Origin of the sequence: Leptospira meyeri, from assembly GCF_004368965.1 — a bacterium.
Classification (GTDB): Bacteria; Spirochaetota; Leptospiria; order Leptospirales; family Leptospiraceae; genus Leptospira_A; species Leptospira_A meyeri.
The window spans coordinates 695,096-721,665 of sequence record NZ_SORO01000001.1 but is presented as its reverse complement, the minus strand read 5'-3'; the positions used below and the strand labels follow the sequence as shown (position 1 = coordinate 721,665).

At 39.8% G+C, this 26,570-nt stretch carries 23 protein-coding genes; 15 read left to right on the top strand and 8 right to left on the bottom strand.

From position 1 onward, the window contains the following. Positions 1 to 13 precede the first annotated feature (13 nt). The 12 genes from infB (at position 14) to CLV96_RS03360 (ending at position 12,726) form a co-directional block, all read left to right on the top strand. Entirely contained in the window at positions 14 to 2,758 is a 2,745-nt protein-coding gene (infB, locus tag CLV96_RS03415) for a translation initiation factor IF-2 (protein ID WP_004789277.1), read from the top strand. 10 nt (positions 2,759 to 2,768) lie between these two features. After that, positions 2,769 to 3,230, top strand: a complete 462-nt coding sequence (gene rbfA / locus CLV96_RS03410; protein ID WP_004788953.1) for a 30S ribosome-binding factor RbfA — start codon at positions 2,769 to 2,771, stop codon at positions 3,228 to 3,230. Between the two features lie 80 nt (positions 3,231 to 3,310). Then, positions 3,311 to 4,240, top strand: coding sequence for a tRNA pseudouridine(55) synthase TruB (gene truB, locus CLV96_RS03405; protein ID WP_004788436.1), 930 nt, complete (start codon positions 3,311 to 3,313; stop codon positions 4,238 to 4,240). A gap of 26 nt (positions 4,241 to 4,266) precedes the next feature. After that, positions 4,267 to 4,533, top strand: coding sequence for a 30S ribosomal protein S15 (gene rpsO, locus CLV96_RS03400; RefSeq protein WP_004788297.1), 267 nt, complete (start codon positions 4,267 to 4,269; stop codon positions 4,531 to 4,533). 5 nt (positions 4,534 to 4,538) lie between these two features. Beyond that, on the top strand, positions 4,539 to 6,629 hold the full coding sequence (gene pnp / locus CLV96_RS03395) for a polyribonucleotide nucleotidyltransferase (RefSeq protein ID WP_004788753.1): 2,091 nt from the start codon (positions 4,539 to 4,541) through the stop codon (positions 6,627 to 6,629). A 37-nt stretch (positions 6,630 to 6,666) separates the two neighbouring features. Beyond that, a complete protein-coding gene (locus CLV96_RS03390) occupies positions 6,667 to 7,953 on the top strand; it encodes a M16 family metallopeptidase (RefSeq protein WP_004788883.1) in 1,287 nt (428 codons plus the stop codon). A 41-nt stretch (positions 7,954 to 7,994) separates the two neighbouring features. After that, positions 7,995 to 8,438, top strand: a complete 444-nt coding sequence (gene dut, locus CLV96_RS03385; protein ID WP_004788686.1) for a dUTP diphosphatase — start codon at positions 7,995 to 7,997, stop codon at positions 8,436 to 8,438. Between the two features lie 72 nt (positions 8,439 to 8,510). Beyond that, the gene (gene flgG, locus CLV96_RS03380) at positions 8,511 to 9,308 is read left to right on the top strand and encodes a flagellar basal-body rod protein FlgG (protein WP_004788667.1); all 798 of its coding nucleotides are present in this window, start codon (positions 8,511 to 8,513) and stop codon (positions 9,306 to 9,308) included. Further along, entirely contained in the window at positions 9,308 to 10,258 is a 951-nt protein-coding gene (gene flgA / locus CLV96_RS03375; protein ID WP_004788517.1) for a flagellar basal body P-ring formation chaperone FlgA, read from the top strand. The genes flgG and flgA overlap by 1 nt, the downstream gene beginning before the upstream one ends. A 12-nt stretch (positions 10,259 to 10,270) precedes the next feature. Then, positions 10,271 to 11,056 carry a flagellar basal body L-ring protein FlgH gene (locus CLV96_RS03370; RefSeq protein WP_004789228.1) on the top strand — a complete coding sequence of 262 codons (786 nt, stop codon included), beginning with the start codon at positions 10,271 to 10,273 and terminating at the stop codon, positions 11,054 to 11,056. After that, positions 11,057 to 12,208, top strand: coding sequence for a flagellar basal body P-ring protein FlgI (locus CLV96_RS03365; RefSeq protein ID WP_004789055.1), 1,152 nt, complete (start codon positions 11,057 to 11,059; stop codon positions 12,206 to 12,208). It abuts the gene before it with no gap. A gap of 35 nt (positions 12,209 to 12,243) precedes the next feature. Next, entirely contained in the window at positions 12,244 to 12,726 is a 483-nt protein-coding gene (locus tag CLV96_RS03360) for a rod-binding protein (RefSeq protein WP_004788305.1), read from the top strand. A gap of 70 nt (positions 12,727 to 12,796) precedes the next feature. On the opposite strand, the gene CLV96_RS03355 is transcribed toward CLV96_RS03360, so the two are convergent. The 5 genes from CLV96_RS03355 to CLV96_RS03335 are packed head-to-tail and all read right to left on the bottom strand — an operon-like array spanning position 12,797 to position 18,224. Beyond that, a complete protein-coding gene (locus tag CLV96_RS03355; RefSeq protein WP_004788364.1) occupies positions 12,797 to 15,157 on the bottom strand; it encodes a YhjD/YihY/BrkB family envelope integrity protein in 2,361 nt (786 codons plus the stop codon). Between the two features lie 9 nt (positions 15,158 to 15,166). After that, the gene (locus tag CLV96_RS03350) at positions 15,167 to 16,048 is read right to left on the bottom strand and encodes a class I SAM-dependent methyltransferase (RefSeq protein WP_004788705.1); all 882 of its coding nucleotides are present in this window, start codon (positions 16,046 to 16,048) and stop codon (positions 15,167 to 15,169) included. Further along, positions 16,048 to 16,656, bottom strand: a complete 609-nt coding sequence (locus CLV96_RS03345) for a class I SAM-dependent methyltransferase (RefSeq protein WP_004788458.1) — start codon at positions 16,654 to 16,656, stop codon at positions 16,048 to 16,050. The genes CLV96_RS03350 and CLV96_RS03345 overlap by 1 nt, the downstream gene beginning before the upstream one ends. Further along, a complete protein-coding gene (locus CLV96_RS03340; protein WP_004788287.1) occupies positions 16,653 to 17,855 on the bottom strand; it encodes an ATP-grasp domain-containing protein in 1,203 nt (400 codons plus the stop codon). Before CLV96_RS03340 ends, CLV96_RS03345 begins: the two co-directional genes overlap by 4 nt. Next, positions 17,856 to 18,224 (bottom strand): RNA-binding protein, encoded by a 369-nt coding sequence (locus CLV96_RS03335; protein WP_004788891.1) that lies wholly within the window; start codon positions 18,222 to 18,224, stop codon positions 17,856 to 17,858. Between the two features lie 113 nt (positions 18,225 to 18,337). On the opposite strand from CLV96_RS03335, the gene CLV96_RS03330 reads away from it, so the two are divergent. Beyond that, positions 18,338 to 19,198 carry a flagellar hook-basal body protein gene (locus CLV96_RS03330; protein WP_004789282.1) on the top strand — a complete coding sequence of 287 codons (861 nt, stop codon included), beginning with the start codon at positions 18,338 to 18,340 and terminating at the stop codon, positions 19,196 to 19,198. Positions 19,199 to 19,375: 177 nt separating this feature from the next. On the opposite strand, the gene CLV96_RS03325 is transcribed toward CLV96_RS03330, so the two are convergent. Together CLV96_RS03325 and CLV96_RS03320 are read right to left on the bottom strand one after the other, a co-directional pair. Then, a complete protein-coding gene (locus CLV96_RS03325) occupies positions 19,376 to 20,377 on the bottom strand; it encodes an NADP-dependent oxidoreductase (RefSeq protein WP_004788835.1) in 1,002 nt (333 codons plus the stop codon). A 26-nt stretch (positions 20,378 to 20,403) separates the two neighbouring features. Beyond that, positions 20,404 to 21,207 carry an SDR family NAD(P)-dependent oxidoreductase gene (locus tag CLV96_RS03320; protein WP_004789259.1) on the bottom strand — a complete coding sequence of 268 codons (804 nt, stop codon included), beginning with the start codon at positions 21,205 to 21,207 and terminating at the stop codon, positions 20,404 to 20,406. Positions 21,208 to 21,321: 114 nt separating this feature from the next. Here CLV96_RS03320 and CLV96_RS03315 point away from each other — a divergent pair, with 114 nt between their 5' ends. Next, positions 21,322 to 21,747: a winged helix-turn-helix transcriptional regulator gene (locus CLV96_RS03315; protein ID WP_040917750.1), complete on the top strand. Its 426-nt coding sequence runs from the start codon at positions 21,322 to 21,324 to the stop codon at positions 21,745 to 21,747. A gap of 249 nt (positions 21,748 to 21,996) precedes the next feature. On the opposite strand, the gene CLV96_RS03310 is transcribed toward CLV96_RS03315, so the two are convergent. Beyond that, the gene (locus CLV96_RS03310) at positions 21,997 to 22,749 is read right to left on the bottom strand and encodes an SDR family NAD(P)-dependent oxidoreductase (protein WP_004788572.1); all 753 of its coding nucleotides are present in this window, start codon (positions 22,747 to 22,749) and stop codon (positions 21,997 to 21,999) included. Between the two features lie 475 nt (positions 22,750 to 23,224). On the opposite strand from CLV96_RS03310, the gene CLV96_RS03305 reads away from it, so the two are divergent. Beyond that, positions 23,225 to 26,569 carry a PAS domain S-box protein gene (locus tag CLV96_RS03305; RefSeq protein ID WP_004788424.1) on the top strand — a complete coding sequence of 1,115 codons (3,345 nt, stop codon included), beginning with the start codon at positions 23,225 to 23,227 and terminating at the stop codon, positions 26,567 to 26,569. The last annotated feature ends 1 nt before the right edge of the window (position 26,570 follow it).

Here is a 26,570-nt window from a genome sequence, read left to right as displayed (position 1 = left end):
TTTAAGGCATACTATGGAAGAGCAAAAATCGATAAAAGAAACCCTCCAGCAGGGAGCCAGTGGTGACAAAACAAAGAAAAAACTTGTCATCAAGAAAAAAGCGGCACCTGCAGATGAGAAAAAAGAATCCAGTGCGAGTCCTCAAAGCGCAGCGCCTGAAGTAAAACCTTCTGCATCCGCTTCGGATAAAAAAAAGGATTTGAATGAACTCATTCGTGAGGAAGCCAAAAGACAGGGACTAGGTTCCGGTCCGCAAGCTCCTTCCCAAGCGTCACCCATTGTGTCCCGGCCAGAAAGAAAACCGGAACCACAACCAGAACGAGAAAGACCCCCGATGGACAGAAAACCCGAGTCTATTCTTTCTGGTGACACTTCTTCTCCTAACTACCGTTCCGGTGGTGGCCAAGGCCAAGGAGGAGGAAACCAAGGTTATTTTAGAAAAGAAGATAGAAACCCAATTGTGTCTCGACCAACCACTCCACGGCCACAAAGGCAAGATGGACAAGGCGGTGGCGGTTACCAAGGGAACCGTGGACCTGGACAAGGCGGTGGCGGTTACCAAGGGAATCGCGGACCTGGACAAGGCGGTGGCGGTTACCAAGGGAATCGTGGACCTGGACAAGGCGGCGGCGGTTACCAAGGGAATCGTGGACCTGGACAAGGCGGCGGCGGTTACCAAGGGAATCGTGGACCTGGACAAGGCGGCCCTGGTGGTTACCAAGGGAATCGCGGACCTGGACAAGGTGGCCCTGGTGGTTACCAAGGAAACCGTGGGGCAAGACCCATTGGACAAGGTGGTCCTGGTAGTGGAAGACCTCCAGGAGATGCTCCGTTCGGTGCACCCGGTGGCATTCCGGGAGCCGGTGCCGGTGGAGCAAGTGGCGCCAAAAAGAAAGTATTTGATAAAGAAAAGGGCGGAAGGGAAGAAAACGAAAACACAAAGTTCTTCAAACAATCCTTCCGCAAACAAAAAGCGCAGGCCGCAGCTCTTGCTGCTGTACCTAAAGAAATCTCCATTTTGGAAAATATCCAGGTGGGAGAGATCGCTAAAAAACTGAATTTAAAACCTGGTGAAGTCATCAGCAAACTCATGAAAATGGGGATGATGGTCACCATCAATAATGTGATCGATGCAGAAACTGCATCCATTCTCGCAGATGATTACGGTTGTAAGGTGAAGATTGTTTCCCTCTACGATGAAACTGTGATCGAAGAAGAAAAGGATGCACCGGAAGACTATATCACTCGTCCTCCTGTCGTAACCATCATGGGTCACGTTGACCATGGTAAAACAAAACTTTTGGATACCATTCGTTCTTCAAGGGTTGCAGAAGGGGAATCGGGTGGAATTACGCAGCACATTGGTGCCTACCAAGTAGAAACCAACCGTGGTAAAATTGCCTTCCTCGATACTCCTGGTCACGAAGCCTTTACTTCTATGAGAGCACGTGGTGCTTCCGTAACTGACATTGTTGTGTTAGTGGTTGCTGCAGACGATGGGGTGATGCCTCAAACGATTGAAGCCATTAACCACGCAAAAGAAGCAGAAGTTCCCATCATTGTTGCGGTAAACAAAATTGATTTACCAGCAGCGAATCCAGAAAAGGTGAGACAAGAACTTTCTAACTATGGATTACAACCAGAAGAGTGGGGCGGAACAACCATCTATTGTGATATTTCTGCAAAAAATAACATTGGAATTGATAAACTTCTCGAGATGCTTCTCATTCAAGCAGAACTTCTCGATCACAAAGCCAATCCAAAACGTAAAGCAAAAGGAACCATTGTGGAAGCAAAACTCGATCCAGGTCGTGGTGCTGTGGCAACGGTTCTCATCCAAAACGGAACACTTCGTGTAGGAGATGCTTTTGTTGCGGGAGTTCATGCCGGTCGTGTGCGAGCCATGTATGATGACCTTGGTCATTCCATCCGTGAAGCTGGTCCATCTTTCCCTGCCCTTGTGACAGGACTTGATGGAGTTCCTGATGCAGGAGCACCATTTGATGTGGTGATTGATGACAAAGAAGCAAGAACTATCTCTCATAGCCGTCAAGATTATGAAAGACTTGGCCAATCGAAAAATGCGGCCACACGTGTCACACTCGATAACATGAGTGAGATCATTAAACAAGGTGCTCTCAAAGAACTCAAAGTCATCATCAAAGCAGACGTTCGTGGATCTACAGAGGCCGTTAAAGAAGCGTTGGAAAAACTTTCTACTGCTGATGTTCGTCTCAACGTAATCCATGCGGGAACAGGAGCCATAGTAGATTCCGATATCATTTTGGCATCGGCATCCAATGCAATTGTGATTGGTTTCCACACACGTGCGAATCCAAAAACGGTATCTCTTGCTGAGAAAGAAAAAGTAGAAATCAAATACTATAGTATCATCTACGATGTGGTCAACGAAGTGAAAGCATCCATGGAAGGAATGCTCGAACCTGAAAAAGTAGAAAACGTAATCGGTAAGGTAGAAATCCGAGACGTATTCAAAATTTCTAAAGTTGGTAACATTGCAGGTTGTATGGTGAAATCTGGTAAGGTCACGAAACAAGCTTACGTTCGAGTCATCTCGAGCGAGTCTGGTGAAATCACTTGGGAAGGTAAGATCAAAAACCTCAAACGTATGAAAGACGATGTGGCAGATGTTCTCACTGGATTTGAGTGCGGTATCTTACTTGATGGGTTCAACGACTTTTCTGTAGGTGATGAAATCGAAGCATACGAGATCCGCGAGATTGCTCGTAAACTGTAAGGCGGCTTAAATGAATCCCATTCGAATGAAAAAACTCGAATCGGAGATCATTCGCCTTATCTCCACAGCGATTTTGGAAGGTAAGGTAAAGGACCCCAGAGTCTTTTTACCTAGTTTCCATCGGATTGAGATCAGTGAAGACCTTCAATATGCGAAGGTCTATTTCACGGCTCTTTGTAATAACAATGAAAGAAAAAAACTCACACAAGGACTTGTTTCTTGTGCTGGTTTTCTTTCCTCTCTTGTGGGAAAAAATCTTCACCTCCATACCAATCCAAAATTTACTTTTGTCTGGGATAACAATTACATCAAAAGTTTGGAAGTGAATCGTCTCATTGATGAATCTGCTCCCAAAACTTTATTTGAAGAACTTCACCCAGAAGAATCCGAAACCGAAGAAGCAGGTGATGACTCCGATACGGATTCTCCATCCCAAACGAAAGCAGTTAGTAATACTGAGGACGAAGAGTAAAATATTGAAAACGAAGGAATTTATTCCTTCGAGTGGTAATATGTTCATCACAACTCACTTTGATTAGGTGATTCTATCCTATGTCTAAACCCTATCATTCTGGTTTTTTATTTGTCTACAAAACACCGGGAATCACAAGTTCCGATTTGGTTCTAAAAACCAAACGGATCTTAGGTCAGAAATCGGTGGGCCATACTGGTACCTTGGACAGGTTTGCCGAAGGCCTTCTCATTTTGCCTTGTGGGGATTATACTGCCTTTTCCCAAGTGTTTTTAGGAAAAGATAAGTCTTACTTTGCGGAAGTTGTGGTCGGCCTAAAAACCGATTCTGGGGATCCCGACGGGGTAGTGGAAGTTGACGATCGGGAAATCTTCTTTCCTCGTTTTGTCTCCGAATTTCCAAGAGAACGATTGCTCGCAGAACTAACACAACTCACAACACTTACTTCCCAAAAAGCACCCAAAATTTCGGCTCTAAAAGTGGGTGGGAAACGCCAGTCGGATCTGGTTCGAGAGGGACTCGTAGTAGAGGAAAAAGAAAGACCCATTTCAATCTACAAAGTGGAAGATGTTTTGCAGACAGAACTTGGATTTTCGTTTCGGATTCATGTGAGTTCTGGGACGTACATTCGAAAAATCATTTTAGATCTTTCTGAAAAATGGGGAATCCCTCTTTCCCTTGGCAGGCTTGTGCGGGAATCCATTGGCGAATTCCATTTGAACGGAGTGAAAACCCTAGACCAAATTTCCCCGAAAGACCTAAAAAATTGGAAAGAGGTGTTCCCACTTCCTGTAAGGATCGTGGATGCGGAGGAAAAAAAGGCTGTCATCCACGGGGGATATATTTGGAATAAACTCCCGATTCCTGTAGAAAACGGGTTTTATATCGTGGACGCTGACGAAACTACCATTCTTGCCTGGTGTGATTATGAAGGGAAACCGGAGCACATTCCCTACCGGTACAGAAAAGTATTTTTTGACCCTGCCGCAAAAATTATGTTTTCTAAATGAGTCCTTCTTAAAATCTGGACACTAATATGATCACAAAAGAACAAAAACAGCAGATCATTGCTACATTCGGTAGCAAACCAAACGACACAGGTTCTGCAGAAGTACAAATTGCTCTTCTCGACTCTCGCATCAAAGACCTTACTGAGCATTTCAAAGCGAACAAGAAGGACTTTCACTCTCGCCGCGGTCTAATCGCATTGGTGAACCAGAGAAAGAGTTTGTTGGAATATTTGAAAAGATCCAACGTAGAAAGTTATAAAAAGCTGATTGAAAAACTCGGCCTTAGGAAGTAATTCCTATGGCTACAGAGTTTACTGGTTCTTGGGGTAGAGACTCTATCACCATTGAGACCGGCAAGTGGGCGAAACAAGCTCACGGGTCGGTTGTATACAAAACCGGAAATTTGGTTCTCCTTGCCACTGTTTGTGCTGCTGACGAACCAAAAGAAGGACAAGATTTTTTCCCACTTACTTGTGAATACACGGAGAAAGCCTATTCCGTAGGACGTTTTCCTGGTGGTTACTTCAAACGTGAAGCAAAACCAGCAGAACACGAAGTATTACTTTCCCGAATTCTGGATCGTCCCATTCGCCCTATGTTCCCAGAAGGATACTTCTCGGAAGTACAACTCCTCGTTCAAGTTCTATCAGCAGACAAACAAGTATCTGTCCAAGGCCATGCGATTAACGCAGCTTCGGCGGCTCTTTCTGTTTCTTCCATTCCTTTCGCTGGCCCGATTGCAGGTGCTCGTATCGGTCGTATTGGTGGAGAATTTGTTCTTAACCCTACGAACGAAGAAATTACAAAATCAGATTTGGATTTGGTAGTAGCGGGAACGAAAGATGCAATCGTTATGATCGAAGGGGAAGCAAATGAAATCTCCAAAGAAGATATGATGGCGGCTCTGCGTTTTGCACAAGAACAACTGAAAATCGCTGTAGCGATGCAAGAAGAATTAGCTAAGAAAAACGGAACCGTAAAAAAGGAAGTAGTCTTAAAAGCTCCTGACAAAGAACTTCATGCAAAAATTCGTGAGTTCGCTTTTGACCGTTTAACTGCTGCTAACAAAAATGCAGACAAAGCAAAACGTAACGATGACATAAAAGCGATTAATAAAGAAACAGTAGAACATTTTAAAACTCTACTCGCTCCAGAAGACAAATCGAAAGATATCAAACATTTCCTACATGAATTAGAATATGAAGTGGTTCGCGAACTAGTGCTTGGCGAAGGAATTCGTTTTGATGGTCGTAAAACAAACGAAATTCGTCAAATTTCTTGCGAAATTGATGTACTTCCTGGACCACATGGATCGGCAGTTTTCACTAGAGGGCAAACTCAGTCCCTTGGGGTGATGACTCTTGGAACCACTTCCGACAACCAAAGATATGAAACTTTGGAAGGTTCGAAAGAGAAGAACTTTATGTTGCACTATAATTTCCCAGCTTTTTCTGTTGGGGAAGTTCGTCGTAACTCAGGTCCTGGAAGACGTGAAATTGGTCACGGAAATCTCGCAGAACGTGCGATTAAAAAAGTCCTTCCATCGCAAACTGACTTTCCTTATGTGATTAGGCTTGTTTCTGAAATTTTAGAATCCAATGGATCTTCTTCGATGGCCTCTGTTTGTTCGGGAACCTTGGCCCTTATGGCTGGGGGAGTTCCGATTTCTGGTCCAGTTTCCGGAATTGCGATGGGACTATTTAGTGATGAAAAAGGCCGTTTTGCGGTACTTTCTGACATCGCAGGAATCGAAGATCATTTTGGGGATATGGATTTCAAACTCGCAGGAACCAAAAAAGGGATCACTGCTTTCCAAATGGATTTAAAGGTCAATGGACTTGGTTTGGAAGTTTTACAAAAAGCGATCGAACAAGCAGAAGTGGGTCGTGACCACATCCTTGGCGAAATGAACAAAGCCATTTCTTCTGTGAAAGGTAATTTGAGCCTAAATGCACCTCGCATCACTCAGAAACAAATTCCAAAAGATCGTATTGGCGAACTCATTGGCCCTGGTGGGAAAATGATCCGTGCGATCATCGAACAGTCCGGTTCTGAAATTTCTGTCGATGACACAGGTAAAGTAACCATTGCTTCTCCAAGTGAAGAGTCTAAGGCAAAAGCCATCGCAATGATCGATGGGATCTTTGAAGAAATCGAAGTAGGAAAAATCTACGATGGTGTCATCAAACGAATTGCTGACTTTGGTGCTTTTGTAGAAATCCTTCCTGGTAAAGAGGGACTCTGCCATATCTCTAAACTAGATGTGAAACGAGTACAATCGGTTCGTGATATTGTTTCTGAAGGGGACAAAATCCAAGTTAAGGTGATTTCCGTTGATAAAATGGGAAAAATCGACCTTTCCCGTAAGGATGTTCTTTTAGACAACTAAACAGTCCCCAAACGGCTGTTTGGGGGGAGTAAAACCAATGGCATCCGTCATCGAATGCAAACGAACTGTTTTACCCAATGGGTTAACGGTTCTCTTTCAACCTATGAAACACGCATCCTCTATGGGGGTGGGTGTTTTTTTGAAACAGGGCAGTCTTGCCGAAACTAATGCTGAACACGGATACTTTCACTTTTTAGAGCATATGCTCTTTAAGGATACAGAGCGTAGAACGAGTAAAGAAATTGCTGAATCGATTGAACGAGTCGGAGGAATCTTAAATGGTTCTACTGGTCGTGAGTACACTCAGTATTATGTAGTTGCAATCAAAGACCAAGCGGAACTTGCGTTCGATATTCTTTCCGACATGTTATTTCGTCCTCTTTTTCGAAAAGAAGACATCCAAACGGAAAAAGGTGTCATTATGGAAGAGATGCGTTCTTATGAGGACGCACCCGATGATTTTGTTTATGATTATTACTTTCGTAATATCTTTGGGAAGTCACCTTACGGTCGTGATATTATTGGAACTAAAAAATCAGTCACAGGGGTCAGTGAAAAATCCATCCGAACATTTTTTGAAAAACATTATTTCCCCAAAAATATGGTGATTTCCGTTTCCGGAAATTTCACCTGGGAAAAAATTTTAGACCTAACCAATAAATATTTTTATTTTGAAAATCCTAAAGGCAAAAATCCCACTGAGCTTATCATTCCAGCACCTAAAAAAAGTTATTCGAAGCATTTAGAACGCCGTAAAATCGAGCAGTTTCATATTATGCTTGGTGTGAATGGAAACAAAAGAGATTACCGAACAGTGACTGTCACCCAACTTATCTCCACAATTCTTGGGGGAGGTATGGCTTCGCGGCTTTTTCAAAACATCAGAGAAAAAGAAGGGTTATGTTATAGCATTTATAGTTTTCCTTCTTATTACAAAACAACAGGACTTTTTTCTATCTCCTCTGCGACTTCCAAAGAAAAAGCAGCACGCTGTGTGGAACTCATTCTAAAAGAATTGGAAAGTATTTCTAAAAATGGTTTTTCTAAATCGGAACTGGCTGATGCAAAATCCAACCAAATGGGTTCCATTGCCATCGGGTACGAACTTCCCGAAAACCGAATGAATAATATTGGCCTTCAAGAAATTTATTATGGTAAGTATTTTTCATTGGAAGACCGAATGAAATCGATCAAATCAGTTACCTTGGATGAAATTAATGAAACTGCAAAACAATTGTTTGATTTAAAGAAAGTTCACTTATCTTGCGTGGGAGATATGTCAGAGAGTCAATTTGCCAAAATCCCGGTCCAGTTTGGTTTTTGAAGAGATTAATTGCCGCATAGAATTTGTTTTTAAGGATAAAAATGAACCAACCGAATTTGCACATTCAAATTTTAAGAGAGGGAGCGGTTCTCCCTGAATACAAAACCTCTGGTTCGGCGGGGATGGATTTGTCTGCTTGCCTCACCGAAAACCTAATCCTGCCAAATGGAAAAGTGGTATTTGTTCCCACAGGTCTTGCGATGAGTATTCCCGAAGGGTATGAAGGCCAAATTCGACCAAGAAGCGGATTTTCTACAAAGAATTCCATCATTATGCCAAATACCCCTGGCACCATCGACTCGGATTACAGAGGAGAAATTCTTATCCCACTTCTAAACATAAGTGGTGTGGATTTTGTTTTGGAGCCCGGGACAAGGGTTGCCCAAATGGTCCTTCACTCGGTTTCGCAGCTGCCGATACAGGTTGTTTCGGAACTTATCCCCACGGAACGAGGAGCGGGAGGATTTGGGAGCACTGGAAAATAAGACATAATTAGAAAAAAAGACACTTAGCTTTTTTCGGGCTTTACCGATAGAAAGCTGTAGAGGTGCCTTTTTATGATGCGATCCCTTTGGACCGGTGCTACCGGGATGATTGCCCAACAATTCCATATTGATACGGTTGCCAATAACCTTGCGAACGTAAACACCACTGGTTTTAAAAAGAACCGTGTGGACTTTGAAGATTTAGTTTACCAACACCAAGTGCTTGCGGGAACTCCAGCCACCTCTGTTTCCGAAATTCCTACTGGCGTGAATGTGGGTCATGGCGTAAAAGTTGCCGCCACACAAAAGTTATTCGAAATTGGGTCTTTCCAAGCTACTGGAAACAAACTAGACCTTGCCCTTACCGGTGAGATGGCATTTTTCAAAATCCAAATGCCCGACGGAACCTTCTCTTATTCACGAGACGGATCCTATAAAATTGATTCCAACCAACAAGTGGTTACTTCTAACGGTTATTTACTCGAACCGCCTATCATCTTACCAGAGAATGCCATCCTCAATACTTTAATGGTTTCTGAAGAGGGAGAAGTAACAGTAAAAATCGGAAACGATATCCGTCCAACCACCATTGGACAATTGGAACTTTACCGATTTGTGAACCCAGCGGGTCTCCAAGCCGTTGGTAAAAACTTATTTCGAGAAACGGTCGCATCTGGTCCTGAAATTCCAGGGATGCCTTCGCAAGAAGGATACGGAAGTGTCTTACAAGGGTTTTTAGAAATGAGTAACGTTAAAATCGTAGAAGAGATGGTGAATATGATTGTGGCACAAAGAGCTTACGAATCCAATTCCAAAACCATCCAAACATCGGATAACATGCTTTCAACGGCAATTGGTTTGAAACGTTAATGAGAGTTTGGTTCCTTATCTTTTTTAGTTTGGTTCTATCTTTGCCTGTTTTGGCAAAGGAAAAAGATTTTCGGCTTTACCTAAAACCCAAAACCATTGTGGGTGGAGGGGAAGTTCGTTTGTCAGATTTTACCAACTGGAAAGGAAATTGGAACCCGGTACTATTTCATAATTTACAATCACCCAAAGTTTTGACACCGGAACAATTGGTGGATGTTTTAAATTCTCGTTATGCGAAAGAAATAACAGAGACGGGAGAATCTGTTTCTTTTGAAGTAATGGGAAAAGAGGGGATTTTGCTTCCTAAAACCACTCTCATTTCAAAGAAAGATTTAGAACGTTCTCTTTGGCAAAACTTAAAAGAATCTGTGGAACAAACAATCGGTGAAGACGGAGATTTGTTTCGGTTGAGTTCTGAAAAAGATTCTTTACTCACTATCTTAGGAACCAAACTTGTTTGGCGTAACACTGGTCGTACCCTCCATGCGGGGAAACGCCTTTTTCCCTTGGATTATTATTTTGATGGAAAGTTGGTTCATTCGGAATCTGTTCCTTTCTTAATTGAAGAAAAGAAAAACGCTTATTTTACTACGAGAGAAATCCCGGCAAAAACAGTGTTAACTGAGAAAGATGTAGAAATCCGTTCTTTTTTTACAGCAGACCATAACCGCGAGTATGTGGAAGAAAGTCCTGTTGGGAAAACTGCTCTGAATGCTTTTCTTAGTGACATGACCATTGAAAAAAAACAAGTCCGTACCCTTCACACCATTGAAAGGGGACAAGAGGTTCAGCTTGTGTATACGACAGGAAATCTTTTATTAAAAATTAAAACAAGAGCACTTGCCTCAGGAAATCGTGGCGATGAAATCCCTGTCCTCAATCTGATTTCTCAAAAAATCATAAGAGCTAGAGTCCAAAATGAAGGGATCTGCCTTTTTGCAGAAATTTAGGGTCGATACACGATGATGAAGAATCAAAATTCCATACAAAATAATCATTCCAGTTTGATTCGACAAGAGTGTTTGCATTTGGATTTGGAATCCATTGGTGCGTCGGAAGATACAGTAAAAAATATTCTGTCGATTTCCCTCTCTTATCTCTTGGTATTTGTCGTATCTATTTTCTTTTCCGATTTTTCTCTTTTGGCTGCGGATTCTCTTTGGAAAGACAAAGATCCTTATTCTTATCCCAAAACCATACAACCAGGAACTGTGGTAAAGGTGGTTTTAAAAAACGGACTTCGTGTGGAATATGAGTCTGAATACAAAGCTACTTTTGATAATGATATCAAAACCGTTCCCGATAAAAAGTTAGTTCCTGACCTTCCTGCTTATAACTCGAATTCCACATATATGAGATCGAAAGTAGGAAAATCGAAATCCCAAGGAAAAGTTGTGGGAGTCATGGCAGTTCTTGTTACTGGCATCGATCCTGGAACAGGAAACTTGGAACTGGAAGGAAGTAAGGTTTTTAATTTATCAGAAGAAAGAATTAACCTTCGTTTGTCCGGTACAATTTCTCCAGAAGATTTGGACAAAAATCGTTTTATTTCGAGTGATTTGATTGCAAACCTAAGAGTGGAATACCAAGGAACTCTAAATCCAAAAGAACTAACGAATCCCAATGTCCAAATGAAAAGAATCACAAATCCCGATGGAACTGTAACTGAAAAAGCAGAACTATCTGAACAAGAAAAACAAGAAATCATTTTAAAGAATATCAAACGACTCTTAGGTGAAAGTGAGTAAGTGGCAATGACTGTTTTGAATCGAAATATATCAAACCTAGAGTTCAAAGAAGAAGATTTTCGATTTTTAGGAAATCTCTTTTTCGCACTTATAATTTTCCTTTTTGCCACTCTCCCCAGTTTTGCAGTAGAAACGAGACTAAAAGATTTGGTGCGCATTGATGCGGTTCGTGAAAACCAACTCACTGGATTTGGTCTGGTGGTGGGTCTGAATGGCACAGGGGATACAAAAAACCCACTCACCGAAGAGGCTTTACAAAATTATTTAGCTGGTCTTGGTGTAAATACCAAAAAGAACCTAAGAGATGCCAAAAATACAGCTTCCGTTCTCATCACTGCCAATGTTCCTGTCAACCTAAAGGAGGGGGATAAAATTGATGTTTTGGTTTCTTCCCTCGGTGATGCACGTTCTCTTGAAGGAGGAGTGCTTTTACAATCTCCTTTAAAAGCAGGGAATGGAGAAACGATTGCCGTTGCTTCCGGCGTACTTGCGTTTGGTGGAAAAGAGAAAAAACGAGGTGGGGCTGATAAAAAATCAGGATCCAATACAGCGCTTGTTCCTATGGGTGCCATTTTAGAAAAATCGGTTCCCAATGCCCCTGTGACTAAATCGGTGAAACTCACACTTCTAGAAAAAGATTATACCACGATGGGTGCGATAGTGGATGCCATTACTGCGGAACTTGCTGTGGTTCCAGAAGTGGTTTCTCCGACCGAAGTCCTTGTTCCCTTGCCACTAAAAAATTCCGGCCAAAATCCTAGTGGGGAAATGGCAGCAGGAGAACCCAAACTCGATTTGGCCTTTCTTGCTAAGTTAGAAAACCTAACAGTAAATTCTTCACCGGTGGCTCGCGTGGTGATCAACGAAAGAACGGGAACCATTGTGATGGGGGCCAATATCGCTATCGATGAAGTGGCCATATCCCAACAAGGACTCTCCATTCAAATTGCTAGTAGAGACAAGGCTCGGTATTTTTTTCCCATCCAAGAGGAAGGCAAAGGAGAATCTGTTTTTGTTTTAAAAGAAACTACACAAGTTTCGGATGTGGTGGGTGCTCTGAACAAGGTGGGAGCTTCCACCCGGGACATTATCTCCATTTTGGAGGCCTTAAAGAAACAAGGGGCCTTAAAAGCGGAACTTGTGATTCAGTAATTTGGTAATCTGCCGATAGATTTAGTAGACATAATATGGACATTCATAAAATCCAAGACTATTCGAATCGCCTGAGCCGTTCCCTGGACGAATCTATCCTAAGCCGGGTGAAATCCTATTCGGATGAAATGAAACCACCTAAAAAAGACGGTGTGTCGGATTTTCAAAACTTACTCGAAACTCATGAAGAAATTATGGGAAAGGTGAGTTCCTCATCCCTCCGAGTTCCGCAAAACATTCGTGAGGAGATCAAAGAAGATCCTTATCGCAAAAAACTTTATGACGCATCCGTGGAATTTGAATCTGTTTTTGTGAAGATGATGCTCAAAGAAATGAAAAACACAATTCACAAAGAGAAAATGATCGATGGTGGTTATGCAGAAGAGATTTTTGAAGATATGCTTTATGATGAGTATGCTAAAAATATTTCTCAAAACGAATCGATGGGACTTGCGGAAGAGATTTACAAACAAATGTCTGCCTCTCTTCCACCGGTGAAAAAAAATCCCTATTTCTAAATTAAATCGCTCTGCGAATATCACTAAATCAAACAAAACCAACCAATTGTTTTGTTTGATTTAGTTTCGTTTAAACCAAATCTTTAAACGAAATCTTTTTAAGCTCTTCTTTTAGTTTCTCTTCTAACAGACTGAGGTTTTCATTTAGTTTTGGAGAAATTTTATTTAGTTCTTTCGGTGCCCCAATTTTAAAACTAGAAGTTTGTTCGTATAAAGCTACTAAATCAATCTGCTCTTTTAATTTTACAGGAGCAACTCGTTTGTCTTCCGTCATTTCTATCAGCTTGGCATCGTTTAACTTTTCTAAAATTGTAGTTAAATCTTTTTCTGGCATCAGAAGTGTTTTTCGTAAGCTTGAAAGTTTGATGAGTTCTCCTTGTTTCATTTGGTGGACATAGGTGAGGGCCAACACCTGGATGGTTTTGTAAAACTCATATGACAGATTACTATCAATATCTTCGAACGGATGTTTGGGAAGGATGTATCTGTCGGGGAATTGTAAAGTGGCGGTGACTTCCGCTCCGTATAAAATGATGAGTGAGATGGAGTAAATGGCAAGTAAAGCAATGGGGATTGCTGCAAGAGCCTTATACACAATCATCGTTTTTTCCGTGAATGAGGTTAGATAGATATTGATAAACCCCCAAAAGAAAATGATGAGAATGATCCCGGTCACTGCGGCTCCAATTGAAGATGCTTTGATCGGCACTTTTGTATTGGGGATGATGTTAAAAATTAACAAAAAGAAAAGCCAAAGAGCGAGTAGTGGTAAGAGAATTTGGAATATGGAATAAAGAGAAAAGAATCTTTTCCCCCCTTGGTATTTTTTCCAAATGGTTTGGCCTTTTGAATCTTCTTCGACTCGAATGATTTTATTGAATTCCCCAACACCCACTAAACCTAACATACTTTCGCTTTGGGAATTCGCTTCTGCTTCTTCTTCTGTTTCAATTTCCACAGTTTCTTCTACCAGAGGTTCCGATCCATCTGTTAGGACTTCCGCAGTTTCTTTTGATTTTTTGGAAAGGAGGACCATATCTAAGATCATCCCGGCTTTTCCTTTATACGCTGTGGACCAATTTTCCCCCTCATCTTCAGACAAAAGAATGTCACCAAGTGATGTGAGGATATAAACATCATAATCTTGTTTTTTGGGAGATGCAAAAACCCAAACACGTTCGTAGGAATACTTTCTATGACTTAAGTCTGTCCAAGTATAACCTCCATCGACGGTCTTGAACACAGCACCACTGTCACCTACTAAAAACCCAACATTACGATTGAGAAACGCAATGTCATTTAATGGTTTAGGAGAGATTTCCTGTGGGAAAAAAGTGATCCCTCCATCGCTAGTTTTCCACAACCTTCCTTCACGATCTAAAATGAATCCATCTTTGTCTGAAAAAAAACGAATCCGAATGGGAGTGATGGCAGGATCGGTGAATCTTTTGATTTCTTTTAGGGTTTTTCCAATTTCGTAACGAAGAGTTCGTGTATCCTTTGTTAGGATAAACAAAGTGTCATAATCAATCGCACCAAAATCTGAAACAGCAATTCCTTTGAGTGAATGAAGTTTCCAAGATTTTCCTAAATCATTGGAATAAAGAAAACTTCCTTCTTCTGAGATGGAAAAAAGAGTATTTCCAACGCTACGAATTCGGAAAAAATTTTCTTTTGAGATCTCTGGTTTTTTGCAGGTCCCTGTTTCTACTGTATCAAAGTCAACACAAAGCATGTTTTCAAAATCAATACTAGAATTAGGGATAAAAGATACAGATTGATTAAGTTCTTTGATACTACCAATATTTCCTTTTTCACCTGCTACCCATAGTTCTCCATGTTTGGTGGAAACAATCGACTTCAAATGTGGAGGTCGAACCGAATCTGATATTTTATCAGTGATATTTTTACCGACAACAAAGAGAAGAGGGCCAAATGAGATGAGAAAGAAATAAAATACAAACTTATTGATAAAGTTTCTGTGAAGGTCAATTTTCCATATGATATGGAAAGCTTTTTCTAAAGATCTTAATACAGCTGTTGCGGAAAAAATAAAAACAACAAATCCAACCGCTCCAATTTGAGAAGCAGTCGAAATGATATCTGTCAAAGTTTCCAAATATGGTGTGATATCAAATTGGATATTATTACGAAGTAGGTAAGCATTGATTTCATCCACCATTTCCCCCTGCCTGGTTTGGATTCCCGAAGCCACCGTGATGAGGGCGAGGGCCACTGTGAGAGTGGGGATGAGGGTAACAATGGTTGTATATGCCAAACTTGATCCAATGATGAGGCAATCATCTTTCATAAACCGGTGAATCGAGACAAGGAGAACTCGGATCCCTAAAATGAGTTTTCGTTTCCAACCTTTTTCTTCTGGAATCGTTGTGAGTCGTACAAGCAAAGGTGGTTGGGTGAAGTCATTCATTGGGGTTACCTATTTTTTAAAAGCGTACAAAACGTAACTTGAAGTAATCGGAAATCCATTTCGTTTCCATTTGGATTTAAAATGGTAATACGAAATACGAAACCATTGGAGGTAATCCCTCCAGTTTTGAAAGGAACCTCTTGATTTTTGTAGTTTCGCATATAATGGAAAATCCACTCCGAAGTACGATACAAAACGATTAAAACCAAGGTTCGTCAATATTTTTTTTAGGATGGTATCGGAGTAATAAAATACATGGCCAGGCATATAGTAGTGGTAGTTCGGACCTTCTGTTTTGGCTTGCCATCCGTCAAAATTGGCGGTTTGTAAAAGAAGTAAGCCACCAGGTTTTAGAATACGAGTGAGCTCTTTAAAAAATAAATTTGGATTTTCGATATGTTCAATCACTTCCACCATCGTGATCACATTGAAATGTCCATTTGGAAATCTTGCTTCGATCAAATTACCATTAAAAGTAGGAATTCCGTTTTCATTCGCATAACTGGAAGCATACTCTGAAATCTCAACACCTTGAACAGAAAATCCTTCTTCTTTTGCTGATTCTAAAAAACCCCCGAACGAGGATCCTATGTCCAAAAAGTTCCCAGTTTTAATGAACTTTTTGATATTACGAATTCTTGCTTTCCAAACATACTGAAAAAATTTTTTATGTTCTCTTTCGTCTATGTAAGTGTAATCCGCCTTGCCTTGGTAGTAATCTTTGGTATAAAGTTCTTTTTGGTTTGAGCGAGGAAAGAGAGTTTGGAGTTTGCAATGTTTGCATTCAACAATGGACAAACCTGAATATTTTCCAGTCGTAGTATAAAGCGGTTCCCAGTCGCAGGTTTGGTCTAGTGGGCATTCTTCAGACAAAGAAAATTTTTCATTCATTATTTTTCAGCAAGGAAAAACCAGTGGCAAATCCGCTCTTCTAGTTTTCCCAGTGGAGTTCTTTCGGAATATCCAATCGATGTTTTTGAAAAAATTGATAAAAAAGATTTTAAATCCTCGAGAGAATAGGTTTCCGCATAACCACCGCTTAAGTCCTTTAGGTTCATTTTTCCTTGCGTTAAGCCAAGATGAGTATCTCCATCGGCTCGGATCGAACCCAAAAGATAACCCCCGTCTTCAAGTGATTCATATAAGGAGAGAAGGAGTTTTTTTGCCTCTTCTCGTTTGTTGTAATGAAACACTCCCCAACTCACAATCAGTCCAAATTCTTTTGGAAAAAAAGGTAGGTTGGAATCTGGAGTGTGTAAAAAACGAATGGAAGAAGGTTCCCCGTTTAACAGATCAATGGTGGTTTTGGCTGTATCACAACCAGTGACCACATAACCTTCATTTTGAAGTAAATAAGAATGCCTTCCCGATCCACATCCAAAGTCGAGAGCATTCCGGTTCTTTGGTTGGATCCTAGATAAAAGACGAACTAAATTTTCATCAGGAAAGGCCAATTTTGATTTTGGTCTTTCATAGTGTTCATCCCAGACATTTTTCATGAATTGATTCTTTCAAAAATGGAGTTTAACCAATCTTTGGTGGAAATGGGGAGTTTAGTAGAGATTCCAAACACTTGGGTTCTTTTGTGATTGCCTTCTAATTTATCTAAAGTCGCACCACTTGCGACTAATTGTTTTTGGAAAAAAATCGTTTCTCCAGTATTTGCCACCAAGGAAACGGGTTCCCCCATTTTTTTTTGTCGTTCCGGGGGTAGGGTGAAGACTAAAGCTGATTTGGTGATCCCATCTTTCGCTTTTTTTAGAAAACCTGGCCTAGTTTTTTCACCAATGGTGACAGAAAGTAAATCATTAAAGTAATTGTATCCGTAATGCTCTGGGATGAGAACATCTGCTAAAAATTCTCCACCCACTTCTGGAGCTGATTCGATGAGGAGGCATTCTTTATTTTTAGTAATTTTGAATTCGGCAACAAAAGGTCCCGTTTTTAGTTTAGTTGCAGTGACAACGGCCTGGCAAATCATTTTGATTTCCCCTGCCATATCGATATGTTGGGATGGAGTCAGATGTGCCACCTCAATAAAGTTAGGTTTTTCGGTAGTGATCTTGTCTGTTAAGGAGATCAAATAAAATCGTCTGGCGATCACAAAACCAAGGACCGTAACCTCATCCCCTGAAACCAATGGCTCTAAAAGATAACCTTCACTTGTTTTCAAACGTGTGAATTTTTTGAATTCTGACTCGGACTCCAAAACAGTGATTCCTTTTTTTCCAGAACCTTCTTTTGGTTTAGCGATAAGTGGATACGTGAGTTCTACTTTTTTTTCTTTGGCTTTGGGTTGTAAATTCGTTTGTAAGGAAGGAGGGAGGGGAATTCCATATTTCCCAACGGAGTTTTTGAACCTTTCTTTGTCCAAAAACAAATTCACAGTCTCCCTGGGATTCCCCCGGAGTTTTAATTTTTCTGCTAAATAAGAAACTGTATAAACTGCTTTTCCGAATGACCTGGATCCTACTCCCATCAGTTTGAAGGGAAGGGGTACCCGACTCATGGCATGGAGGATTTTTCGATATTCATGAGTGGATTCTAATATACGAATATCTGATTCCACAAGTCCTGGTGCTTCCGGGTTTGTGTCTACGGAGATGACTTTGAGTCCCCTAGCTTTTGCAGCCCGAATGAGAGGGATTTGGTTCTCTCCAGCTCCAATGGAGAGGTAACTGCCGGTCAGTTGTCTCATTTACGAACCGCGAGACCCGCCTCTCCTCTGGACTCCTGTATTCCCACCACCAGAAGTTTGGTTTCTGCCAAAAGTAGGTTTGGAAACAGCAGGACTTCCTTTCTTTTTTGCAGCTTCGTTTTGCGACTTGGTAAGTTCTTCCTGATTGACTAGGACAATTGCCTTTCCTTCGATTTCTTTTCCGTTGAGAGCAGAAATTGCTTTGGCTGCATCAGCATCCGCCATATCCGCCGTTCCATATCCCAAGGATACCTTGGTGATTTTGTCCCGTTTGATTTGGAGGTGTTCCACTTTTCCATGAGCAGAAAGAAGTTTTTCGAGGGCTTCTTCGGTAAGCGACTGGGGGAGGTTTCCAATGGATAACTTCATGTCCTTCATTTCTCTCGAATTTTCTCGAAAACTTCAACTCTTTTTTGACTATGTCGCATTTTCTCTTGTGGAATCGACAGATCTTGTCGAAAGAAATGATAGGTAGGAAAGTTATGTTACGAGGACTCTATACTGGTGCCAATGGGATGATTTCCCAACAAGTGAGAATGGACGTGGTCGCCAACAATTTGGCCAATGTGGATAAAACTGCATTTAAAAAAGATACCACGGTCTTCAAAACCTTTCCCGAAATGTTACTCCATCGTTATTCAGAAGATGGGATTGGAAAAACTCCTATGGGTTCTTTTGATACTTCCCCAGTTGTCGGTAAACTGGGGTTTGGTGCCGAAGTGAACGAGGTTTACACTCGCTTTGAACAAGGCGCTGTGAAAAAAACGGATAATATTTTTGATTTGATGGTCCAAGACCAACCCGGTATGGAAAAACCTGCCTTTTTTTCTGTCCTCACCAATCGCGGGGAACGCCTCACTCGGAGTGGGAGTTTTGTTTTGGATAAAAATGGATTTGTTGTGACCCCGCAAGGTTTTCCTCTTCTCGGAGAAAAAGGCCCCATCCAAGTGAACCAAGGAAATTTCCTTGTGAAAGAAAATGGAGAAATCTATATCAACGCCAAACTCGGTACTGCTCCAAAAGATGGAACCAACTTTAGCGAAAACAGGTTCGAAGATCCGGTTCTACTCGACAAATTAAAGATTCGCACTGTAGAAAACCCACGCCACCTAGACAAAGAAGGGGACTCATTTTATTCCGACACCCCAGAATCCGGTGAACCCACAGCTTTCCCTGATCTTCTCGCCCCACAAGTGTTACAAGGTTATCTGGAAGCTTCCAATGTTTCTGTGGTGACAGAGATGGTGGATATGATTGAAGTGAACCGCGCCTATGAAGCCAATTCCAAAACCATGCAAACTCAAGACAGTTTACTTGGTCGTTTATTCGAAATAATGCGGTAGGAAAAAAATTACGGCAAAAACCAGATAATTTGGAAAAGATCGTTCATTCTAATACTAAATTATTTTGATTTGGTCTTGCCATTTTCTTGTTTATGAATATAAACCACCATTCCGATGAAACGAATTTGTCGTTTTCGAAAGAAAGAGAAAACCCTATACCAAAAAAAGGGTAAGTGCTTAAATTATTTTTACAACAACTTTCCCTTTCGCGCGGCCACTTTCTACGTATGCCAAAGCCTCGTTCAATTGATAAAAAGGGAATACTTTGTCCACTACCGGACGAATGGATCCTTCATTGATGAGAGAAGTGATTTCATTTAATTGAATTCCATTTGCTCTCATAAATAGGAAAGTATAACTTATCTTTAGCCTTTTGGCTTCCTTTCTCACTTTATGACTAAGCATATGAATCACAAATTTTAAAAACCAAGATAAGTTTGTTTCTTCTGCAAATTTCGGATCCGGTGGCCCTGAAATGGAAATGAGTTTTCCGCCGGGTTTTAAGATCCGCAACGATTTATGGAGTGTGAGTCCATCCTGGCTGTTTAATACCACATCATAATCTTTGAGTATGGTTTCAAAGTTGTTTTTTTTATAATCGATTAAGATATCCGCTCCAAGACTTTTTACTAGTTCAAAATTTGATTCACTGGTTGTGGAGGCAATAGTGGCACCCAAATATTTTGCCAATTGAATCGCAAATGTGCCAACACCACCAGAACCCGCTTGAATCAATACTTTCTGTCCTTTTTTGAGATTGGCTTTTTCGATTAATGCCTGCCAAACAGTCAGTCCCACCAAAGGAAGGGAAGCCGCTTCTTCCATCGTCAAGTGAGTTGGCTTGATTGCAACGTCACTTTCATCAATGGCTATCCGTTCTGCGAAAGTGCCGATTCTAAAATCCTTAGGCCTTGCATATATTTCGTCTCCTACTTTGAATTTCTGAACCTTCGAACCAACTTGAATAATTCTACCTGCTACATCATGACCCAAAATTAGGGGCAATTTGTACGGCAATATCAGTTTGAATTCCCCCGATTTGATTTTAGAATCCAATAAGTTGATTCCTGCTGAATGAACCTGAACCAATACATCATTTTCTTTTAAGATTGGTTCAGGTACATCCGTTAGATTCAATTTGCCTTTTTTACTATAGCGATTGATCGTATATGCTTTCATATAAACTACCTATTTGTGAACGAATATCATTTAGCATTACGCAATTTTTTTAAGATAGAACCTTCGAATAATTTATATGCATAATGTTGCATGGTAAGTATAAAGGACGCACTTGGACCCACAGGATAATTAAACTTTGGATCCTTCTCATCAATGATACTAACAACAGTTTTCACAACAGGTTCAGGTGTTGGCGAATTACTGAAGGCATTTTTAGAAAAAGCCGCCGTTTGTTTACGGAGTACATCGTAATCTTCAATTTGCAAATCAGAACGAACTGCATTATTCCCAATATTGGTTTGGAAACTCATTGGTTCTACCATACTTACATTAATGTTAAAGTCTCTTAATTCGAAACGTAGAACCTTAAAGTAACCTTCCAATGCATGTTTGGAAGCGGCATAGTAGGCGACTGTTGGTAGTCCAATGAGTCCTAAAAAAGATCCAACAGTAATGATTTTTCCAGATCTTTGTTTTCTAAAATAAGGTAACAGCTGATTGGAGATTTTCACAGTCCCCCAAAAATTGGTTTCAAATTGTTGTTTCCCTAATTCAATCGAAGTTTCTTCTGCAAGACCGGAAACTAAAAATCCAGCGTTATTGATTAAAACATCTAGTTTTGGAATTTCGTTAAATAATCGTTTTCCAAAGGATTCGATGGAACTATCCGAGGTAATGTCTAATTCGATCATTTTAAAAGGGAGCTTTGAGGAATGGTTTTTGGGATTCCGGCTTGTACCTATCACGGTGTGGCCATCCTTATGGAGTTTGTTAGCAATCTGAAGTCCGATTCCGGAAGAAGCACCTGTAACGAGAATTGTCTGTTTCATATTTTATCCTTGCCTTTTATCCTAAAAATTGCGAACTATGTATTATTCACTTGCAATTTACAAGTATAGCGAACGAAAACTGCTTTTATTTTGCAAGTGAATTTTTTGAAAAATATGCCAACAAATCAAAAAAGATCCGATTGTCCCATTAGTTGTTCCCTTGATATCTGGGGGGATAAGTGGTCACTTCTCATTATCCGAGACCTCATGAATCATAAAAAATCCACCTATGGTGATTTTTTGAAATCAGGAGAAGGTATTGCGACAAATATTCTGGCGTCCAGGCTTCAGTCGCTTGAGGAAAATGGTCTGATCGAAAAATTAGATCATCCTGAAAGTAAAGCAAAAGTTTTATATCGACTAACACATAAAGGTATCGATTTGTTACCTATCTTAGTGGAAATTCATCTATGGGCTGAAAAGTATTTTGATATTCCAAAAGAGCTAAAAGATAGAATGAGAGCGGTCAAAAAAGATAAAGAAACGACTATTCGCACGCTGATGAAAGACTTAAAAAAAGAACTGACCCCTTCTACATAGACGAAATCAAAAGATACTATCTGATTGAATCATGAATCCGATTTCCTGATTGCGAAAGACGGGCCTTTCTTGTGTGAAACCCCGAAAGACATTGTAGTCAATTAATATAATATTCTTTTTAATAAGACATTAATTCTACCCACTTTCGGGGCCCGGGCTGGTCCGGGGTGCGCTCACGCTCCCGTCTGACATTCGTCAGACCAAGCCCTTCCCATCCCTTTCACGGGGGTGGTTAAATTCATAAAACCCTTAACTCCTTGTTCCTCCATCCACACGGTATACTGATCCTGTAATGAAACTTGATTCTTCTGATGCTAGAAATCCAATAAGGTTTGCCACCTCCGATGGTTTGCCAAGCCTAGCCATAGGAATATTTTTTTCCATAGCCTCTTTTCCCCGTTCTCCTGCTACATCGAGGATTGCTGTTTCTGTCCAACCAGGGCAAACTGCATTGATCCGAACACCAAATCGTGCCACTTCCAAGGCTCCTGTGGTTGTCAGTTCAATCACGCCTGCTTTGGCTACACAATAAGGCCCAAGAGAAGGGGACGCACCAAGTCCTGCGATTGAGGCAACATTGATAATGGACCCACCGATACGGTCACCAAGCATAAGTTTTGTGGCATATTTTTGACACCAGAAGACACTTGTTAAATCCATTAAAATCAAACGGTTCCATACATCTGTTGTCACCTTATGCATAAATGTAGGTTTGTTGGCAATACCTGCATTGTTTACCATAATGTCCAATCGTTGGTTTCTAAATTTGAATGTTTCGACAAGTGTTATGATTTCCTCTTCAACGGTGACATCACATTTGATAAATTCAGCTGAGCCACCTAAATGTTCTATATCAGCGACAACCTTCTTTCCTTCTGTAAGATTGATATCAGATACAATGACATGAGCCCCTTTCTTGGCGAGTAATAGGGATGTTTCTCTTCCGATTCCAAGAGCACCGCCGGTAACAATAGCGTTTTTATTTTTTAGAATTTGATCCATGGCCAAAACATATTCAGGTTAGCGGCATAAGCAATAAAAATATAAATCATTGTTAGATGAATTTGATTAAAGGTGGACTGATTGGTATATTTATCGTTTTTGAAAAATATTGATGACCTGGATCTTTTGAATGGTTTTAGGACCAACTGAAAAGTAAAAGTCAAATAGAATCGTAATATTTGCTCTAATTTGTTCTATAAAAAAATGAATAAATGTATCTCTTTATATTGGTTATTTAGTAAATTCGTATATTCGAATCAATTTCTATCCATTTCTTTGATGTTATGGCATAGCAATCTATAGTTTTGAACAATAGTAAAAACCACGACAACTTTCACCATTGTTTAAGGTTATTTCCCTTTCCTTTAGTGATAGTACTGAAAAAAAACCTTTGTTTTAGAATCTATCTAATTTACCTGGTATCCAAAGAATCCTTAAATAAATGATAGGATTTAGGCGGAGTAGGGAGACGGGGATGGGGATCGAATTTCTAAAACATTTTTTTATCTTAAATGCAGACCAATTCTTCTTTGTCGAAGGTACGTATAATTATTGGTTGGTTTCTCTTTCTATTTTTATTTCTATTTTTGCTTCTTGGATTTCTCTTTATATGCTCAGTCGTTTTTCAAACGTTGAGAATCGACTTTCTCGTTTAGCCATTTTATTCACTTCTAGTTTATCAATGGGTGGAGCGGTTTGGTCCATGCACTTTATTGGGATGATGTCTTTTGATTTATGTACAAAAGTCACTTACCATAAATCAGTAACTATACTTTCGATTCTTCCTAGTTTTTTTGCTTCTTACTTCGCATTGCAAACATTAAACAAAAAGAAGATCACACGTAAAGAATTAATATCTGTGGGGATTATTGTTGGGGCAGGGATTGGATTTATGCATTATATGGGAATGGCAGCAATGGAAATGCGGCCAAGACTCATGTATGATCCTTATTTATTTTTGATATCTCTCGTTGTTGCGATCTCACTTGCGATTCTTTCTATTTTGATTCAATTCCGTTTAAAAGATTCAAAATTAAAAATAAAAACAAAATATTTAACTTTGATTAGTGGAATTGTAATGGGTAGCGCAATTTCAGGAATGCATTATACAGGAATGGCCGCAGCACGATTTGTTTTAGAACCTGGTCAGGTTTTGGATAAAACAAGTTCAGATCAGCTGTTTTTGGCTGCCCTTGTCGGATTTGGTAGTATTTTTGTCATTGGTTCAGCAGTCGTGACAATTGCTTTCATTAGTTATAAAGATCTATTTCAAAACCTATTAAAAAGCGAATCCAGATTGCGTGCCATTATTGAAACTGCAGCTGATGCCATCGTAATGATCAATACCAAAGGAATTATCCAAGAATTTAATATGACTGCGGAACGAATGTTTGGTTGGAAAGCAAAAGAGATTATTGGTAAAAATGTAAAGATACTCATGCCGGATCCTTTTCAAAGAGAACACGATCATTATCTTTCCAATTATTTAAAAACCGGGGAAGCCAAAATCATTGGTGTCGGAAGGGAAACCATTGCCGTTCGAAAAAATGGAACAACGTTTCCGATCCGGTTGGCAATTGGACATACCAAACTTCCTCAAGATGATGTCTTTGTCGGTTTGATTAGTGACATTTCTGAACGTATCATTATTGAAAACGCTCTAAAAGAAAATGAAGAACAATTAAAGTCTTTCATTCAAAATATTCCAGGGGTTGTTTATCGGTGTTTAGTCGATGAACATTGGACTTCAGTTTTTATGAGCGATGCTATACTTACACTATCTGGATATCCAGCAGAGGATTTTTTGGAACCGAATCGAAAACTTAGTTTTTCAGAAATCATTCATCCTGAAGATAGAAATCATGTTTCCAATCTGATTCAAAACGCAATCGATACCTCTGATACATTTGTTTTAAACTATCGTATCATTCAGAAGTCTGGTGATATTCGTTGGGTTTTGGAATATGGTGGTCCCGTATTCGATGAAGAAAAAAAAGTCAAATTTTTGGATGGTGTAATTTTAGACAACACTGATCGAAGGATGATCGAAGAAGCTCTGATCGAATCCAAAGAAAAAGCTGAAATGGCTGCAATTACCAAAACTACTTTTTTGGCGAATATGAGTCATGAAATCCGAACTCCTATGAATGCCATCATCGGTTTTACTGAAATTTTACTTGCTGGTGATTTGTTAGGAAATCAAAAAAATCATTTAGAGACTGTCAAAAATTCTGCAAAATCCTTATTACGTCTGTTAAATGATGTTTTGAATTCAGCAAAATTGGATCGAGGAGCAGTCGAACTAGAAACTATTGATTTTTCTCTATATTCGCTTGTTGATCAAGTTTGTTCGGCTATGGGTATGGAAGCTAAAAAGAAAGGTTTGGAATTCCAAACTCACCTGGATTCCAACCTAGAAGATTATTATAAAGGCGATAGTTTACGAATACGTCAAATTTTAACAAACTTACTTGGCAATGCGATTAAGTTTACTAAAGAAGGTTTGATTAAACTAGAAATTATTAAAAAAGACTCGGGAGTATTGTTCCACATCCAGGATACAGGTATTGGTATCGCAGAGGATCGAATGGAAAAAATTTTTGATCCTTTCACGCAGGCCGATGTTTCCATGAGTCGAAAATTTGGCGGGACGGGGCTTGGAACAACAATCTCCAAACAATTAGTTGAATTGATGAAAGGTAAAATTTGGGTCGAAAGTAAACTTGGAGTTGGGACTGATTTTTATTTTTCACTTCCTTTGGAAAAGGGAGTTCCAGTTCTAGAGTTAAATGAAAAGATCCAATTGGATTTACCAAGTTCAAAAATTCTCATTGTTGATGATGTAAAACAAAATGTAGAACTAATTCAACTTCTAATGACATCGAACGGTCATGAGGTGGAGATTGCTAGAAACGGAAAAGAAGCTTTAGATCTATTTTTATCCAAACCTTTTGATTTAATATTAATGGACATCCAAATGCCAGAAATGGATGGATTGGAAGCGACAAGACAAATTCGCAAGTATGAGGAAAAAGGTTCTTCACGTATTCCTATCATTGCACTATCGGCAAGTGTATTCGAAGAAGATAAGATTTCGGCTAAAAATGCGGGGATGGATGGGTTTGTTTCGAAGCCTATTGATCTTCAAGATTTGTTTTCTGAAATAGAGAAAGTTTTTGGGAACAAAAATACCTTCAAAACTAATACGATCTCAGATCTAAAAGAATTAGATTTCTTTCAAACAAAGAGGGGAAGTCTCCTTTTTGGTTCTTTGGAAAAATATATTTTGATGTTAGATGGATTCTTTTCTGATTTTCGAAGCGAGTTTGCTGAAAAAAATGAATTCCCTGGTGCACTAGGCGACAAAAGAGCATTTCTTCATCGAATCAAAGGTGTTTCATCGAATTTAGGGATCAATTCCATAGCTGAATTGGCACTTGGATTGGAAATAAAGTTACATAGCGAAACATTGACAAAAAAAGATTTTGAATACTTAAAACAAATTTTTGAAGAATCTTACCAAAAGTTTTTAACAGAGTTTGAGGTGGAATTGAAGAAAAAGAGAGATTCACCGCTACTCACCAAAAAGATACCATTGGATTCAAAAGATGGTTTGGATTCTGCAATAGAAAATTTAATCGAATCTTTTTCGAAAGGTTCAGTCGACCAAACAGAATGGAAGTATTTATACAATTTGTTAATTGATACAAAATTTTCTGACTCTATTTCAGAAATTGAATCATTTATTCAACAATTTGATTTTGAAAATACAATCCAAAAACTAAAAAACTTAAAACTTCGAATCACGGGAGAAGCGTAAA

What these genes read in the sequence shown, in the direction of transcription:
- CLV96_RS03320 (WP_004789259.1), bottom strand. Translation starts at nt 21,207, where the DNA reads ATGAAACAGACAATTCTCGTTACAGGTGCTTCTTCCGGAATCGGACTT.
- CLV96_RS03305 (WP_004788424.1), top strand. Translation starts at nt 23,225, where the DNA reads ATGGGGATCGAATTTCTAAAACATTTTTTTATCTTAAATGCAGACCAA.
- CLV96_RS03345 (WP_004788458.1), bottom strand. Translation starts at nt 16,656, where the DNA reads ATGAAAAATGTCTGGGATGAACACTATGAAAGACCAAAATCAAAATTG.
- CLV96_RS03310 (WP_004788572.1), bottom strand. Translation starts at nt 22,749, where the DNA reads ATGGATCAAATTCTAAAAAATAAAAACGCTATTGTTACCGGCGGTGCT.
- CLV96_RS03360 (WP_004788305.1), top strand. Translation starts at nt 12,244, where the DNA reads ATGGACATTCATAAAATCCAAGACTATTCGAATCGCCTGAGCCGTTCC.
- infB (WP_004789277.1), top strand. Translation starts at nt 14, where the DNA reads ATGGAAGAGCAAAAATCGATAAAAGAAACCCTCCAGCAGGGAGCCAGT.
- CLV96_RS03370 (WP_004789228.1), top strand. Translation starts at nt 10,271, where the DNA reads ATGATGAAGAATCAAAATTCCATACAAAATAATCATTCCAGTTTGATT.
- CLV96_RS03315 (WP_040917750.1), top strand. Translation starts at nt 21,322, where the DNA reads ATGCCAACAAATCAAAAAAGATCCGATTGTCCCATTAGTTGTTCCCTT.
- rpsO (WP_004788297.1), top strand. Translation starts at nt 4,267, where the DNA reads ATGATCACAAAAGAACAAAAACAGCAGATCATTGCTACATTCGGTAGC.
- CLV96_RS03335 (WP_004788891.1), bottom strand. Translation starts at nt 18,224, where the DNA reads ATGAAGTTATCCATTGGAAACCTCCCCCAGTCGCTTACCGAAGAAGCC.
- rbfA (WP_004788953.1), top strand. Translation starts at nt 2,769, where the DNA reads ATGAATCCCATTCGAATGAAAAAACTCGAATCGGAGATCATTCGCCTT.
- flgG (WP_004788667.1), top strand. Translation starts at nt 8,511, where the DNA reads ATGATGCGATCCCTTTGGACCGGTGCTACCGGGATGATTGCCCAACAA.
- CLV96_RS03325 (WP_004788835.1), bottom strand. Translation starts at nt 20,377, where the DNA reads ATGAAAGCATATACGATCAATCGCTATAGTAAAAAAGGCAAATTGAAT.
- flgA (WP_004788517.1), top strand. Translation starts at nt 9,308, where the DNA reads ATGAGAGTTTGGTTCCTTATCTTTTTTAGTTTGGTTCTATCTTTGCCT.
- pnp (WP_004788753.1), top strand. Translation starts at nt 4,539, where the DNA reads ATGGCTACAGAGTTTACTGGTTCTTGGGGTAGAGACTCTATCACCATT.
- CLV96_RS03350 (WP_004788705.1), bottom strand. Translation starts at nt 16,048, where the DNA reads ATGAATGAAAAATTTTCTTTGTCTGAAGAATGCCCACTAGACCAAACC.
- truB (WP_004788436.1), top strand. Translation starts at nt 3,311, where the DNA reads ATGTCTAAACCCTATCATTCTGGTTTTTTATTTGTCTACAAAACACCG.
- CLV96_RS03355 (WP_004788364.1), bottom strand. Translation starts at nt 15,157, where the DNA reads ATGAATGACTTCACCCAACCACCTTTGCTTGTACGACTCACAACGATT.
- CLV96_RS03390 (WP_004788883.1), top strand. Translation starts at nt 6,667, where the DNA reads ATGGCATCCGTCATCGAATGCAAACGAACTGTTTTACCCAATGGGTTA.
- dut (WP_004788686.1), top strand. Translation starts at nt 7,995, where the DNA reads ATGAACCAACCGAATTTGCACATTCAAATTTTAAGAGAGGGAGCGGTT.
- CLV96_RS03340 (WP_004788287.1), bottom strand. Translation starts at nt 17,855, where the DNA reads ATGAGACAACTGACCGGCAGTTACCTCTCCATTGGAGCTGGAGAGAAC.
- CLV96_RS03330 (WP_004789282.1), top strand. Translation starts at nt 18,338, where the DNA reads ATGTTACGAGGACTCTATACTGGTGCCAATGGGATGATTTCCCAACAA.